This window comes from Arthrobacter sp. UYCu712 (genome assembly GCF_040547005.1).
Classification (GTDB): Bacteria; Actinomycetota; Actinomycetes; order Actinomycetales; family Micrococcaceae; genus Arthrobacter.
This window is the reverse complement of the sequence record NZ_JBEPOZ010000003.1, coordinates 162,394-176,702: the sequence shown is the minus strand read 5'-3', so window position 1 is coordinate 176,702 and position 14,309 is coordinate 162,394. Positions and strand designations below refer to the sequence as shown.

Sequence of the window (14,309 nt, the reverse complement as noted above, 5' to 3'; positions counted from 1 at the left end):
CGGTTGTCCACGGCGCAGGCCGGATGCGGCAAACGGTGCGGCACGGAGCCCGTCGGGGAAGAACCAGCAGGCCTGGCCTGACCGGCCTTATTTGACCTCGTCGGTGCCCGGTGTGCCGGCGTCGCCGGATTCGGAGCCGCGTGCCTCGCCGGTCCCGGCGGAGGGACCGCCGTCGGCCCCGCGCTCCTTGGCATCGAGCTCGGCTTTGAGCCTCTTGATCCGCTCGACCTCGGCCTGGTTGCGGCGCCGGATTTCGAGGTTGCGCAGAAAGTCGGGATCGTCGTCGGGGGCGACGGGGTGGCTGTAGCTGGCCGTGGCCGGTCCGGTGCCGCGCGGGCGCCCGATGAGGAACCAGAGAATGGCGCCGATCACGGGAAGGACGATCTGGACCACGATCCATGCCGGTTTGGAAATGCCCTTGGTCTGGCGGGCATCAGTGCGGATCACGTCGACCAGTCCGTAGACAAACACGACGAGAACGGCGACGACAACCACTACACGGAGCATGTAATCAGTCTAGCGTCCGGGGGAGTCTCCGGCTTCTCCCGTGCCGCCGGCAGGGCAGGAAGCGGCCCCGGCGAACACCGGCTGGGCAGCGGAGCCGATCGGACGGCTAAACTTGCAGTGTGGCTTTCCTGAAATACTCCCTGATCCGGCTGGCGCTGTTTGTGCCATTGTTCGCGCTGTTCGTCTACCTGCAGCTGGGGTGGTTCCTGGCTGTGGTTTGCGCCGGCATGATGGCCTTCGCCATCAGCTTCCTCTTCTTCCAGAAGCAGCGCGACGCGGCCGCCGCGTCGCTGCACAGCCGGTTCTCCGGCAAAGCGAAGCCAATGCGCAGCGCCGGTGAAGTGGCCGACGCCGACGCCGAGGACCGCCTGGTCGACAAGCACCCCGACATCACTGTCCACACGGACACCCGCCCCAAGGACTCCTAGGCACCGGCTTTCCCGGGCAGCGGCCCGGGAAAGCGGCTAGAACCCGCGGCTCAGCACCAGGCCCAGCGAGAACAGCACGGCGTAGCCGAGGTTGATCAGCCCCGTCTGCTTGAGGACCGGGATCAGGCTCTTGCGGCGCCGGCCGGCAATCATCAGCCAGGACGGCATGAGGCTGGCGGGGACCAGCAGCAGCACAATGAGCATCCAGGGCCGGGTCGGTGCCAGCACAATCACGAGCAGGATCGCGACGGCGAGCATCAGCACGTAGCTTTCCCGGGCATGCTTGTCCCCAAGCCGCACCGCCAGGGTTTTCTTCCCGGCTTTCCGGTCCGTGGGGATGTCCCGGACATTGTTGGCCATCAGCAGTGCGCAGGCAATGAGGCCCGTGCCGATGGCGCCGATGATGGCAGCGAGGCTGAGCTGGCCGGCCTGCGTGTAGGTGGTGCCGAGCGTGGCCACCAGCCCGAAGAACACAAAGACAAACACATCGCCCAGGCCCAGGTATCCGTAGGGATTCTTGCCGCCGGTGTAGCCCCACGCCGCGAGGACGCAGCCGATGCCCACGAGGATCAGCCACCAGGTCTGCGTCATGATGACCAGCGCCAGGCCGAAGACCATGGCGAGCCCGAACGCAGCGAACGCGGCGTACTTGACGTGCTCGGGCTTCGCGGCGCCCGAGCCGACCAGCCGCAGCGGGCCCACCCGGTCCTCGTCGGTGCCGCGGATGCCGTCCGAGTAGTCGTTGGCGTAGTTCACGCCGATCTGCAGCAGCAGGGCCACCAGCCCGGCCAGCACGGCGTTGAGCGGGCGGAACGCGTCCATCTCATACGCGGCCGCGGTGCCGATCAGGACGGGCGCGATCGCGGCCGGCAGGGTGCGCAGACGGGCGCCTTGGATCCATTGAGCGGCTGTGGCCACGGTCAGTACCTCGTGTTGGTTTGGCGGCGCCGGGAGTGCCCGGCCTATCTATTTTCCCTGATGCAGGTCGTTGAGCCGGACAGCCATGCCCAGCCGGTCCGGTTTCCCGTTGGGCAGCATCAGCAGTTGGCCGGCGGCCAGCACGGTCTTCGGGGCGAGGGTGCCCGGGATCTGGCCCCAGGCGGCGTCGCGGGTAAAGCCCGCAAGGCCCTCGGGCGAGCTGTCGGTCACCGCCACGTACGCGGCGAGGGCCTGTCCCCACTCGGCGGAGGGGACGCCGGCCACAAAGGCGGCCAGCACGCCGTCGAGCTTCTCCAGTTCCGCCTGCACATGCGCGGCGGACACCTTGACGCCGCCGGTGATGACGACGTCGTCGGCCCGGCCGAGCACGGTGAGCCTGCCGTCGTCGTCCAGTTCACCCAAGTCATTGGTCCGGTACCAGCGGACGCCGTCCACTTCTACGAACGACTCCGCCGTCAGCGCGGGGGTGTCCAGGTAGCCGGCGGCGATGGTGGCCCCGCCGAGCAGGATCCGGCCGTCGTCCTCCACCCGGACCAGGACGTCCTCGAGCGGGAAGCCGTCGTACACGCACCCGCCGCAGGTCTCGGACGAGCCGTAGGTGATCACCACGCGTACGCCGGCGTCCCGGGCCGCGGCGAGCAGCTCCGCGGGCGCGGGGCCGCCGCCGAGCAGGATGGCGTTGAAGCGCCGCAGCGCCGCCAGGGTCTCGGCTGAGGGCGCGTCCAGCAGCCTTTGAAGCTGGGTGGGCACCAGCGAGGTGAAACGGATCTTGTCCGTGAGCTCCAGCGCCGCGGCGGTGAAGGCCTCCGGCGTGAAGCCGCCGGACAGGTCCATGACCCAGGGCCGGGTCCCCGCAAAGAGCGAGCGGACCAGCACCTGGACGCCGGCCACGTACTGGACGGGAAGGGCCAGCAGCCACTGCCCCTCGCCCTTGAGCGCAAAGGCGGTCGCCATGGACGAGGCCGCCAGGGCCTCGACGGTAAGGACGGTCGCCTTGGGGGCGCCGGTGGAGCCGGAGGTCCGCACCACAACGGCCGCGTCCCCGATGCCGGGTGTGTCAGGAAACCCCAGCGCCGGTGAGCCGTCGGGCCCGACGGACAGTTCGACGGCGGGACCCTCGCCGTGGAGGGCAGCGGCCAGCGCCTTGAGCGCGGGCTCGATGTTCATGGCTCCGGAAGTCACAGCGCGCCTTAGAAGTAGTACGGGAAGTTGGACCAGTCCGGGTCGCGCTTTTCGAGGAAGGCTTCTTTGCCCTCCACGGCCTCGTCCGTCATGTAGGCCAGCCGGGTGGCCTCGCCGGCGAAGACCTGCTGGCCGGCGAGCCCGTCGTCGGCGAGGTTGAACGCGAACTTGAGCATCCGGAGGGCCTGCGGGGACTGCCGGGCGATGTCCGCGGCGTACTCCAGGGCCACGTCCTCGAGCCGGTCGTGGTCCACCGCCTCGTTGACGGCACCCATCCTGACCATGTCCTCGGCGGAGTATTCGCGGGCCAGGAAGAAGATTTCGCGGGCGGCTTTCTGGCCGATCTGGCGGGCCAGCAGCGCTGAGCCGTAGCCGGCGTCGAAGCTGCCCACCGTGGCGTCGGTCTGCTTGAACTTGCCGTGCTGGCGGGAGGCGATGGTGAGGTCCGAGACGACGTGGAGGGAGTGTCCGCCGCCGGCTGCCCAGCCGTTGACGACGGCAATGACCACCTTGGGCATGGTGCGCATGAGGCGCTGGACTTCCAGGATGTGCAGCCGGCCGGCGCGGGCGGGGTCGATGGTTTCCGTCGTTTCACCATCAGTGTTTTGTACTACGTACCGGTAGCCGTCCCGGCCGCGGATCCGCTGGTCCCCGCCGGAGCAGAACGAGTGGCCGCCGTCCTTGGCGGAGGGGCCGTTGCCGGTGAGCAGGACAGTTGCCACGTCCGGGGTCATCCGGGCGTGGTCCATGGCGCGGTAGAGCTCGTCCACGGTGCCGGGGCGGAAGGCATTGCGCACCTCCGGCCGGTCGAAGGCGATGCGGACGGTGGGCAGGTCCCGGACCACGGTGCCGTCCTCGGAGCGCTCCACCTGCCGGTGGTAGGTCATGTCCTGGAAGTCGCCAAAACCGGACACGGTGCGCCACCGGGTGGGGTCAAAGACGTCGGATACCTTGGCGGGGATTTCGTTGCTCACAGTCCGAGTCTAGTAATCGGCTCAGCTGATGCAGAACTCGTTGCCCTCCGGGTCGGCCATGGTGTGCCAGGAATGCGGTCCCTGGTTGGCTGTCCAGAGGAACGTGGCGCCGCGGGCTTCGAGCGCGGCGCGCACGGCGTCCTTGTCCGCGCCCGCGAGCCGCACGTCCCAGTGCACCCGGTTCTTGATGGTCTTTTTCTCCGGGACCGTCTGGAAGAGAATGCGGCGGGCCGGGGATTTGGCGTCGAGTTCGTCGGGCGGGCGGATGGCGGCACCGGCACCCCACACGAGTTTGCCGTGGTGCCGCAGGGTGTCGGCCTCGGTGGCGAAGCCCTGGTTGATCATGGAGCGGATGAAGTGCTCATCCTGCGGCTCCACGGCCCAGTCCAGGGTTTCGGCCCACCAGTCGGCAAGCTGATGGGGGTTCAAGCAGTCGACGGCGATCTGGATGTTGAGTGTCATGGAAAGAAACTACGACGCCGTGCCCTCCGGCCGGAAGGGTCCCGGGCCTGCAAATCTCCGCGAGATGACAGTTCGCGGCAGTGTTTCCGCGGCAAAGTCAACCTGTCGGAGCAACGGCGGCCAGCGGGCGCTGACGCGCGCGCCCGGCTCAGCCCTGCATCCGCTGCAGCTGCTCCAGGACCTCGGGCGGAATGGCATAGATGAAGATGACGGCCAAGAGGTTCTTCCCGGCATGCACGAAGTAGGAGAACATCACGTTCTTGCCGGTCCAGACGTAGACAAACACCAGGACGGCGCCCATCGCGAGGTAGGGCATCAGTACGGGCAGGGTCAGATCTTCCTGGCCCACGATGTGCAGGGCAGCGAACAGCATCACGGACAGTGCGCAGCAGATCCAGATGTTGACCCGGCGGCTGAGTTTGCCGATCAGCAGGTGGCGGAAAATGTATTCCTCCACGAAGGGGCCCACGATCACCAGCAACGGCACCATCAGCCAGACAGGGACCTGCTGCATGAGGGCCTGAAGCGCGGCCTGGTTCGCCGACGTCTGAACCGGACCGCTCACCGCGACGAGGATCGCGGTCAGGATCATCATGGCCACCACCGCCAGCGGGACCATCAGGAGCGTGAACCACCGCCTCGTGGCCAGGACGCGGAGATCACGCGCGGCGATGTGCCGGGCCGCCACCAGGGCCAGGACGCCGATGGACCCGTAAAAGATCAGGTTCACCGAATAGGAGGCCACCGCGGGATTCGGCGAGATCTGCAGCATCAGCGGCGCCAGCACGTCCCCTGCCGCGGTGAAGAAAGCGGCCACGGCCACATAGAGTCCGGCGGTGGTGAGATCGAGCCGCGTGAATTGATATAGCTCCGGCCGCGGCGCCGGTGAAGTGCGGAGAGCTGTGCCCATGTCACCAGCCTAGCGCCGGGGGAGGGCGGCACGGTCACGTAGAATATTCGGTATGCCTAAATCTTCTTTTCGGTGCACCAAAGTCGTCCGTCGATCTCGTCCTGCCCGCACTGCCAGCGCCGCCGTCGCTGCCGTCCTGCTCTGCCTGTCCCTCGCCGCATGCGGGAACGCCGCCCAGGGCCAGGGTTCCGGGGGCGGGAAGCCGGTCGTTTTGACCACCTTCACAGTCCTTGCCGACGTGGCGCAGAACGTGGCCGGGGACAAACTGCAGGTCGAATCAATCACCAAGGCCGGTGCCGAGATCCACGGCTACGAGCCTACGCCCGGGGACATCCGCAAGGCCTCCAAGGCCGACCTGATACTGGACAACGGCCTGAACCTCGAGGCGTGGTTCGCCCAGTTCGTTGAGGGCCTGGACGTTCCGCACGCCGTGGTGAGCGACGGCGTGGACGTGATGTCCATCAGCGAGGACTCCTACCAGGGCAAGCCGAACCCGCACGCCTGGATGTCGCCGGTCAACGTTCAGATCTATGTGGACAACATGGTGAAGGCGTTCTCGAAGCTCGATCCGGACAACGCGGCGGTCTTCGAGGCGAACGGCGCGGCGTACAAGGCCAAGCTGCAGTCCGTGAAGGACGAGATGGTCCAGAAGCTTGCGACTGTCCCCGAGGCGCAGCGGGCCCTCGTGACGTGCGAGGGCGCGTTCTCGTACCTGGCGCGCGACGCCGGCCTCCGGGAGGTCTACATCTGGGCCGTCAACGCCGAACAGCAGGCCACCCCGCAACAGATCACCAAGGCAATCGAATTCGTGAAGACCAACAAGGTCCCCGCCGTGTTCTGCGAATCCACGGTGTCGGACGCCCCGATGCGCCAGGTGGTGGGAGCCACGGGCTCGACGTTCGGCGGGGTGCTGTACGTGGATTCGCTCTCCGAGTCGGACGGGCCCGTCCCCACGTACCTGGACCTCATCCGGCACGACTCCAACATCATCACCGAAGGCCTGACAGGAGCGGCATCATGAGCAATCCGGCGATTCTGGTGGAAAACGTCACCGTCCATTACGGCGACGTCCTGGCGCTCGACGCCGCGTCGCTGTCCCTTGAAGCTTCCCGGATCTGCGGCCTGGTGGGCATGAACGGCTCCGGCAAGTCCACGCTGTTCAAAGCGATCATGGGAATGATCAAGCCCGACGCCGGCCGCGTCCTCATCAACGGTGAGCCGCCTGCCAAGGCACGCAAGGAGGGCGGGATCGGCTACGTCCCGCAGAGCGAGGACGTGGACTGGCAATTTCCGCTGTCCGTCCGCGACGTCGTCATGATGGGCCGCTACGGGCACCAGGGGTTCACCCGCCGCCCTTCGAAGGCGGACCGCGCCGCCGTCGACCTCGCCCTGGACCGGGTGGAACTGTCCGAATTCGCCGGCCGGCAGATCGGCCAGCTCTCCGGCGGCCAGAAGAAGCGCGCATTCGTGGCCCGGGGGATCGCCCAGGGTGCCACCATGATGCTCCTCGACGAGCCGTTCGCCGGGGTGGACAAGCGCTCCGAAGCAACCATCACGCGCCTGCTGAAAGAGCTCGCCTCGGACGGCTGCACCATCCTGATCTCCACCCATGACCTGCACGCCCTCCCGCAGCTCTGCGACGAAGCCGTGCTTCTGATGCGCAAGGTCCTCATGCACGGCCCGCCCGAGGTGGTCCTGCAACCCGAGCACCTGGCCATGGCCTTCGGCCTCGACGTGCTCAACCGCGATCTCCCGGACGCCGACGCCGACTCCGTCGCCGTCGCTGTCCGCGATCTCCCGGACGCCGACGCCGACTCCGTCGCCGTCGCTGTCTCCGCCGATCGAGACGTCCCCGGACTCCCCGTTTCGAACCCACAGGGCAGGAGCTGAACCATGGATCTCTTCGACATCCTGCTCGAACCGCTGAGCTATGACTTCATGGTCCGTGCCATCATCACCACGGCGCTGGCTGCGATTGTGTGCGCCGTGCTGAGCTGCTGGCTGGTGCTGATCGGCTGGTCGCTGATGGGCGACGCCGTCTCCCACGCAGTGCTTCCGGGCGTGGTGCTCGCCTACATCGTCGGGGCGCCCTTCGCCTTGGGGGCGCTGGTGTTCGCGCTCATTGCCGTGACCCTCATTGGAGTGGTCCGCAACACGAGCCGGGTGAAGGAAGACGCAGCGATCGGGATTGTCTTCACCTCGCTGTTCGCCCTGGGCCTGGTGCTCATCTCCGTCACGCCGAGCCAAACGGACCTGAACCACATCATCTTCGGCAACCTGCTCGGCGTCAGCATCCCGGACCTCATCCAGGTTCTGGTGCTGGGCGTGGTCGCCTTCACCGTCCTGATCCTCAAGCGGCGCGACCTGACGCTCTACGCCTTCGACCCCACCCACGCCCACGCGATCGGCCTGTCCCCGAAACGCCTCGGAGCCCTCTTGCTGGGCCTGCTGGCGCTGACCTCCGTCGTGGCGCTGCAGACCGTGGGCGTGGTGCTGGTGGTGGCCATGCTGATCATCCCCGGCGCCACGGCCTACCTGCTGACGGACCGCTTCTCCCGCATGCTGGTGATCGCGCCGGTCATTTCCGCGGTGTGCTCCATCGCAGGAATCTACCTCAGCTACTACCTCGACACCGCCTCCGGCGCCATGGTGGTCCTCACTCAGGGGGCCGCCTTCGCCGCCGTCTACCTGTTCAGCCCCCGGCAGGGCCTGATCGGGACGCGGCTGGCGAAGGCCCGGCGCAAGAACGCGGTTGTCCTCGCCGCCTGAGCACCGGCCCGACGGCGGCGGGCGCCTCGGTACCTCCGCACCAGCCGGCGGTGCCATACTTGAGGACTTAAGCCGCCGCCGGCAGGCTGGGCACCTACTTGCGAGGACTCCTTGAGCGAACATCTCCGCCTTTCGGGCGTATCCCATGGCTACGGGGACCGCCAGCTGTTTGCCGGCGTCGACATTGCCATCACGGCCGGCGAACATGTGGCGATCGTCGGCGAAAACGGTGCGGGCAAATCCACGCTGCTCCGGATCCTGGCCGGGCTCGAGGCCCCGGACGAGGGCACCGCCGCCAGCCAGGGCCGCGTTGGCTACGTGGCCCAGACCCTTGGCCTGCCCGATAAGTTCACCGTGAGCAACGCGATCGACGCCGCACTGGAATCGCTCCGCGCCATGGAGGCCGAGCTGGACCGCCTGGAAGACGGGCTTGCCGGCGCCGAAGCCGACGATCTGGAGCGCTACGGAAACCTGCAGACGCAGTACCAGCTCAGGGAAGGCTACGCCGCGGAATCCCGGGTGGAGGCCGCGCTGGACCGGCTTGGCCTGGGCGGGCTGGACCGGATGCGGACACTGGGCTCGCTCTCCGGCGGGGAACAGGAGCGCGTGGCACTGGCCTGCGTACTCGCCGATCCCGCGGACATCCTGCTCCTGGACGAACCCACCAACCACCTTGACGCCAGCGGCACGGCCTGGCTGGAGGCGCGGCTGGCGGCGCACCGCGGAACCGTGGTGGTGGTCTCCCACGACCGCGTGCTGCTGCGCAAAGTGGCCTCAATCGTGATTGAGGTGGATGCCGAACGCCGGACGGTCAACCGGTATGGCAACGGCTACGAAGGCTACTTGCGGGAGAAGGCTGCCGAACGCCAGCGCTGGGCGCAGCAGTACCACGGGTGGCTGGACGCGATGGCTGCCGAACAGCTCCAGGCGGACACGGTCGCAGGGAAGATGGGCTACGCCCGCCAGCGCGACGGCGACAAAATGGGCTTCGACTTCAAGGCCGGCACGTGGCAAAAGGCGGCCACCAGCAAGGTCCGCAATGCCCAGGAGCGTCTGCGCCGGCTGGAGGCAAACCCCATCGACCGTCCCCCGGTGCCCCTGAAGCTGGCGACGGACCTGCGGGCAGACGTTGCGGCGGGCCCCGCCCTTGAGGCGAAGGGGGTGGCAGTGCCCGGCCGCCTGGAACCCACGGACTTCCGGGTGGAGGCGGGCCAGAAAATCCTCATCACGGGCCCCAACGGTGCGGGCAAGTCCACGCTGCTCTCCGTCCTGGCGGGCACACTGGAACCGGCCAAGGGCAGCGTGGTCAGGCACGGCCGGATCGGCTACCTGCAGCAGGAGCTGGAACTCTCGCAGCGCCCGGCGCTGCGTCTTTTGCCCGCTTTTGCTTCGGGCCTGGGCGGCAACATCGATGAGCACGCCGAGGCGCTGCTGCGCCTGGGCCTCTTCCGGACCAGCGAATTCCACGTACCGGTGGGCAGCCTTTCCGCGGGGCAACAACGCAGGCTGGCGCTGGCCCGGCTCCTGCTGGGCGGCTTCGGGACGATGCTGGTGGATGAGCCCACCAACCACCTGGCGCCCGTACTGGTGGAACAGCTTGAGGCGGCCCTTTCCGACTTCGAAGGGACATTGGTCATGGTCAGCCACGACCGCGCGCTGGGGGAGTGGTTCAGCACCTGCGCCAAGCGAAGCGAAACCGGGCACGGGGCCGGCGCCGGAAACTGGGTCCGCTACGCCATGCGGGACGGCGCTCTGGCGTAGCAGGACGATAGGCCAGGATTTGCGGAGCCCCCATAGAACATTGTTCGGCCATTTTCCAGATCAGACGCCATTAATTAGGCGTAGTACCCATCTGGTGTTGCCCGCGTCACGGACAAGTCAGGAATTCTAGTACGATGGATGAGCCGCGCGAAGCTTTCACTTTGTGAGGTTCGGTACACGTTGCTACCCCACCGGGGCAATAGCCGAATGCTGTGTAACCGAATCCCGGTCCCGTCCCGGCCATAATTCGACCTACAAGGAACCGTTGTGCCATCAATTACCCCCACAGAACTTAAGAGCGCGCCGGCGGAATCCGCCGTTGACTCGACCCTCAGCGCCGAGGGCTACAAGAAGACCCTGAGCGGCCGTCACGTGACCATGATTTCGATGGGCGGCGCGATCGGCGTCGGCCTCTTCATGGGAGCCGGCGGGCGCCTGGCGTCGACCGGCCCGGCGCTGATCTTCTCCTACGCCATCGCGGGCGTCATCGCATACCTGCTGATGCGTGCCCTGGGCGAACTCATCATGTACCGCCAGACCTCCGGCTCCTTCGTCAGCTATGCGGGCGAGATGTTCGGCAAGAAGGGCGCCTTCATCTCCGGCTGGATGTACTTCATCAACTGGGGCATGACCGGGATCGCGGAACTGATCGCAATCGGCCTTTACTTCCAGTTCTTCTTCCCCAACGTGCCGGTCGAAGCGTCCGCCATTGCCGCGCTCGCGCTGTTGGTCGCCGTGAACCTGCTCAGCGTCAAGGCGTTCGGCGAGTTTGAATTCTGGGCCTCCTGCCTCAAGGTCGGCGCCATCGTGATCTTCCTCGCCGTCGGCACCTTCATGGTGGTCACGAATGCCCAGGTCGGCAACGGGCACGCCTCCGTGGCGAACTTGTTCCACGACGAAGGCGGCATGTTCCCCAAGGGTGCCCTCGTGATGGTGCTCGTCCTGAACGCCGTCATCTTCGCCTACAACGGCATCGAACTCGTCGGAATCACCGCCGGTGAGATGCAGAACGCCAAGCGTGAAGTGCCCAAGGCAATCCGCGCCGTCGTCCTGCGCATCGTGGTGTTCTACGTCGGTTCCGTCCTGCTGCTGGCCATGCTGCTGCCGTCCGACCAGTACAAGGCCGGTGTCTCGCCGTTCGTCACGGTGTTCGGCCAGATGGGCCTCGGCTGGGTGGGCGACGTCATGAATATGATCGTCATCACCGCCGCGCTGTCCTCCTGCAACTCCGGCCTCTACTCGATCGGCCGCGTCTTCCGCACCATGGCCAACAATGGGCATGCCCCGCAGTGGCTGACCAAGATGTCGTCGCGCCACGTGCCTTACATGGCAATCCTCGCCATCGCCGCGTTCTACCTCGTGGGCATCATGCTGAACATTTGGCTGGGCGGCTCGCACGCCTTCGACCTCGCGCTCAACACGGCGTCCATCGGCGTCATCTTCACCTGGGGCGCCATCTTTGCCAGCCAGATCGCGCTGCGGCACCAGAAGGGCAAGGTCTCCAGCCTTCCCATGCCGGGTTCGCCGTGGACCAGCTGGGCCGGGCTCATCGCGCTGCTGGCCATCAGCGTGCTGATCGGTTTCGACACGATGACCAGCAAGACCGGCGAGGTGTTCCACCTGGGCCTGTGGACGCTGGCCACCATCCCGTTCTTCGTTGTCGTGCTGTGGCTCGGCTGGCAGAAGGTCAAGAACAACGAGCCCAAGAGCGAGCTCTTCAGCTAGCTTCTGGAACCACGACGACCGCGGCGGTCACCTTCTGCAAGGTGGCCGCCGCCGTCGAATAAGCCTCAGGCCAACAGGAACTTGGCGAAGTGGTCCTCGATCCGCCGCCACGCCTCCGGGGTGGACTGTGGATCCGGGCCGATGCCCATGACCCGGAAGAGCGGTCGGAGCACCTTGGGTCCCGTCTCCACATCGTTGAGGAAGGCGTGCCCGGCCTGCGGGAACTCCTTGACGTCGTTCTCCACGCCCATCCCGCCCAGGACGGACTCAAGCTTGGCTGCGGCGCCGGGCAGCGTGCGGTCCTTCGCGCCGAAGTTTGCCACGATGGGGCAGGCGCCGGACAGGGCCTGGACGGGGTTCCGGGGGAGCCTGCCATAGTTCACGGCGGCGGCATCGAAGCCGTCGTTCGCGAGGAGTAGGGCGAAGCCGCCGCCCATGCAGAAACCGATGACGCCGATCTTGCCCGTGCTCCGGCCGGAGTCCTGCAGCCAGGCCCGGGCAGTGGACAGATCGGTGAAGGCACGGCCCTCACCGGCGGCAAGGGACCGCATCGTCGCCACGAGGCAGCGGCGCGCCCCGCCGTCGCTGAACAGGTCCACGGCCAGCGTCAGATACCCGGCGGCGGCCATCCTGTCCGCGTGGCGCACCGTGATGTGGTCCAGGCCGAAGGCCTCATGAATCATCAGGACCGCCGGGAATGGCCCCTCGCCCACAGGTTCGGCGAGGTAGCCGCGTAGGGTGTGCGAGCCGCCGGAGGCGACGCCTTCCGCGCTGAGATCGACATTGCTCACACCGGCATTGCCTAAGGCAGTACCGTCGCGGCCGGTGCTGTTGTGATCGGCGCTGTCGGGCCTGCCGGATCCTGCATTCTTGCTGGTCATTGCATCCTCCCGGTTGGTGTCTTCCGGTCAGTCTTGCAAACCTTTCCGGAATCCCGAGCTGAACGGGCGGGATTCAGGCACAAAAAAGCGGCGTCGACCATCCCCCAAAGGAAAGTCCGACGCCGCCATCTGCAGGAAAATTAATCCTTCTTGAAGGCGTCCTTGACGTTTTCGCCGACCTTCTTGGCGTCCGCGACGACCTGGTCCTTCTGGCCCTCGGCGCGCAACTGATCGTTGTCAGTGGCGTTTCCGGTAGCTTCCTTGGCCTTGCCGCCGAGGTGCTCCGCTTCGTTCTGAATCTTGTCTCCGATACCCATGGTGTGAACCACCTTTCGTTTCCGACTGAAATTCAATGTATTTCCAGCCTAACACAAAGCATGCTTACTACTTTAAGGGTTCCTAAGGGTTCCTAAGGGTTCCTGAGGGTCCCAGGGGGTTCCCAGCGGGGATCTTCCCGATAGGCTCGGAAGTATGGACCACAAAACCACCCTGATCCAACACATCAACGCCCCGGCGGACAAGGTGTGGGCCGTCATTTCTGACATCCCGGGATCGGCCGCGACGCTGTCCGGCGTTGACTCCATCCAGATGCTCACGGAGGGGCCTTACGCCGACGGTACCCGCTGGAAGGAAACCCGCACCATGATGGGGCGCGCGGAGACCGTGGAGATGTGGGTATCCCAGTCCGAGCCGCCATCGGAGAACCGTGGCGGCAGCACGACGGTCAAGGCCCTGCAGGGCGGCGCCGATTACACCAGCCGCTTCGCCTTGACCGAGCGCGACGGCGGGACGGACCTTACCCTGACGTTCGGCGCCGAAGTGCTCAAGCCGTCGCGGCTCAGCAAGGTCATGATGGCGGTCTTGGGCCCCATCGGCATGCGCATCACGCGCAAGGCCCTTGCCCGGGACCTGGCGGAAATCGCGGCCAAGGCCGAGTCGCTCTGATGGCGCCGCCCACACCGGCACCGCGGGCCGCGAGGGCGCCGAAGGTCACGCCGCCGCGGCTCGCACCCGTCCGGCTGCAGGAGCTGCGGGAGGACCCGTCCCCGGATTTCCAGCGCGGGGAGCGCTACGACGGCGTCCGGTACTGCCGGGCGGCCGCCGACGGGCTGGAACTGAGCGCAACGGATTTCGCCGAATGCGAGTTCGCCGGCGTCTCCTTCAATGACACGCAGTTGCGTGGCGCCACCTTCCGCGACTGCATCCTCTCGGAGATGTACGCCCCGGTGTTCACCGCGGCCAGGAGCAGCCTGCGTGACGTTGAGATCGGCAATCCCCGCTGGGGCTCCGCCGAACTCTATGAAAGCGGCTGGCAGTCGGTCCGGATCGACGGCGGCAAGCTCGACTACGTCAACCTGCGCGGCTCCAAACTGACCGACGTCCAGATCAGTGACTGCATCATCGGCGAACTGGACCTCGGGTCCGCCACGGCAACCCGGGTGGCGCTGAAGAACTGCACGATCGGCACCCTAGACGTGAGCGGCGCGAAGCTCAAGGACGTCGACCTCCGCGGCACGGATTTCCGGATTATCAGCGGGCTGGGCAGCCTCGCCGGCCTCGTGATCGACGACTACCAGCTCACCCTGCTGGCCCCGCTGCTGGCGAGCCACCTCGGCGTCGTCGTCGTGTAATCCGGCGGATTGGTTGACCCCCTTGCCGCGCCGTGTAATCTTTATAGAACGAACGGTCGGTAAATTGGTGCTCCCGAAGCCTGGTGCCGCCCGGACGGAAGTTCTTATCGATGACAGCGACGTGTATCGCGTGAAGGGTG

General features: G+C 66.6%; 16 protein-coding genes. 8 read left to right on the top strand and 8 right to left on the bottom strand.

Features of this window, described 5'->3' with window-relative positions; translation table 11 throughout:
* Positions 1–87: 87 nt before the first annotated feature.
* The gene (locus tag ABIB51_RS04545) at positions 88–507 is read right to left on the bottom strand and encodes a PLD nuclease N-terminal domain-containing protein (RefSeq protein ID WP_354185900.1); all 420 of its coding nucleotides are present in this window, start codon (positions 505–507) and stop codon (positions 88–90) included.
* A 119-nt stretch (positions 508–626) separates the two neighbouring features.
* Between ABIB51_RS04545 and ABIB51_RS04540 the strand changes: the two genes are divergently transcribed.
* Entirely contained in the window at positions 627–935 is a 309-nt protein-coding gene (locus ABIB51_RS04540; RefSeq protein ID WP_354185898.1) for a DUF4229 domain-containing protein, read from the top strand.
* A gap of 36 nt (positions 936–971) precedes the next feature.
* On the opposite strand, the gene ABIB51_RS04535 is transcribed toward ABIB51_RS04540, so the two are convergent.
* The 5 genes from ABIB51_RS04535 to ABIB51_RS04515 all read right to left on the bottom strand — a co-directional run bounded on the left by ABIB51_RS04535 (position 972) and on the right by ABIB51_RS04515 (position 5,402).
* Complete coding sequence (locus tag ABIB51_RS04535; protein WP_354185896.1) at positions 972–1,853, bottom strand: 1,4-dihydroxy-2-naphthoate polyprenyltransferase; 882 nt, start codon at positions 1,851–1,853, stop codon at positions 972–974.
* A gap of 48 nt (positions 1,854–1,901) precedes the next feature.
* Positions 1,902–3,041: an AMP-binding protein gene (locus ABIB51_RS04530; protein WP_354186190.1), complete on the bottom strand. Its 1,140-nt coding sequence runs from the start codon at positions 3,039–3,041 to the stop codon at positions 1,902–1,904.
* Positions 3,042–3,064: 23 nt separating this feature from the next.
* Positions 3,065–4,030, bottom strand: coding sequence for a 1,4-dihydroxy-2-naphthoyl-CoA synthase (locus tag ABIB51_RS04525; RefSeq protein ID WP_354185894.1), 966 nt, complete (start codon positions 4,028–4,030; stop codon positions 3,065–3,067).
* Between the two features lie 21 nt (positions 4,031–4,051).
* Positions 4,052–4,492, bottom strand: a complete 441-nt coding sequence (locus ABIB51_RS04520) for a VOC family protein (protein ID WP_354185892.1) — start codon at positions 4,490–4,492, stop codon at positions 4,052–4,054.
* A 148-nt stretch (positions 4,493–4,640) separates the two neighbouring features.
* On the bottom strand, positions 4,641–5,402 hold the full coding sequence (locus tag ABIB51_RS04515) for a CPBP family intramembrane glutamic endopeptidase (protein ID WP_354185890.1): 762 nt from the start codon (positions 5,400–5,402) through the stop codon (positions 4,641–4,643).
* 52 nt (positions 5,403–5,454) lie between these two features.
* Here ABIB51_RS04515 and ABIB51_RS04510 point away from each other — a divergent pair, with 52 nt between their 5' ends.
* From ABIB51_RS04510 to ABIB51_RS04490, 5 genes are all read left to right on the top strand, one after another.
* Positions 5,455–6,423 carry a metal ABC transporter substrate-binding protein gene (locus ABIB51_RS04510; RefSeq protein ID WP_354185888.1) on the top strand — a complete coding sequence of 323 codons (969 nt, stop codon included), beginning with the start codon at positions 5,455–5,457 and terminating at the stop codon, positions 6,421–6,423.
* Entirely contained in the window at positions 6,420–7,292 is an 873-nt protein-coding gene (locus ABIB51_RS04505; protein ID WP_354185886.1) for a metal ABC transporter ATP-binding protein, read from the top strand. The genes ABIB51_RS04510 and ABIB51_RS04505 overlap by 4 nt, the downstream gene beginning before the upstream one ends.
* A 3-nt stretch (positions 7,293–7,295) precedes the next feature.
* Positions 7,296–8,171: a metal ABC transporter permease gene (locus ABIB51_RS04500; protein ID WP_354185884.1), complete on the top strand. Its 876-nt coding sequence runs from the start codon at positions 7,296–7,298 to the stop codon at positions 8,169–8,171.
* Between the two features lie 111 nt (positions 8,172–8,282).
* Positions 8,283–9,932 carry an ABC-F family ATP-binding cassette domain-containing protein gene (locus ABIB51_RS04495; RefSeq protein ID WP_354185882.1) on the top strand — a complete coding sequence of 550 codons (1,650 nt, stop codon included), beginning with the start codon at positions 8,283–8,285 and terminating at the stop codon, positions 9,930–9,932.
* A gap of 267 nt (positions 9,933–10,199) precedes the next feature.
* Positions 10,200–11,657 (top strand): amino acid permease, encoded by a 1,458-nt coding sequence (locus ABIB51_RS04490; RefSeq protein ID WP_354185880.1) that lies wholly within the window; start codon positions 10,200–10,202, stop codon positions 11,655–11,657.
* A gap of 65 nt (positions 11,658–11,722) precedes the next feature.
* Here ABIB51_RS04490 and ABIB51_RS04485 read toward each other — a convergent pair whose 3' ends face one another.
* Complete coding sequence (locus tag ABIB51_RS04485; RefSeq protein ID WP_354186188.1) at positions 11,723–12,448, bottom strand: dienelactone hydrolase family protein; 726 nt, start codon at positions 12,446–12,448, stop codon at positions 11,723–11,725.
* A 230-nt stretch (positions 12,449–12,678) separates the two neighbouring features.
* Complete coding sequence (locus tag ABIB51_RS04480) at positions 12,679–12,855, bottom strand: CsbD family protein (protein WP_354185878.1); 177 nt, start codon at positions 12,853–12,855, stop codon at positions 12,679–12,681.
* A gap of 154 nt (positions 12,856–13,009) precedes the next feature.
* On the opposite strand from ABIB51_RS04480, the gene ABIB51_RS04475 reads away from it, so the two are divergent.
* Complete coding sequence (locus ABIB51_RS04475) at positions 13,010–13,483, top strand: SRPBCC family protein (RefSeq protein ID WP_354185876.1); 474 nt, start codon at positions 13,010–13,012, stop codon at positions 13,481–13,483.
* On the top strand, positions 13,483–14,169 hold the full coding sequence (locus tag ABIB51_RS04470; RefSeq protein WP_354185874.1) for a pentapeptide repeat-containing protein: 687 nt from the start codon (positions 13,483–13,485) through the stop codon (positions 14,167–14,169). The genes ABIB51_RS04475 and ABIB51_RS04470 overlap by 1 nt, the downstream gene beginning before the upstream one ends.
* Positions 14,170–14,309 lie beyond the last annotated feature (140 nt).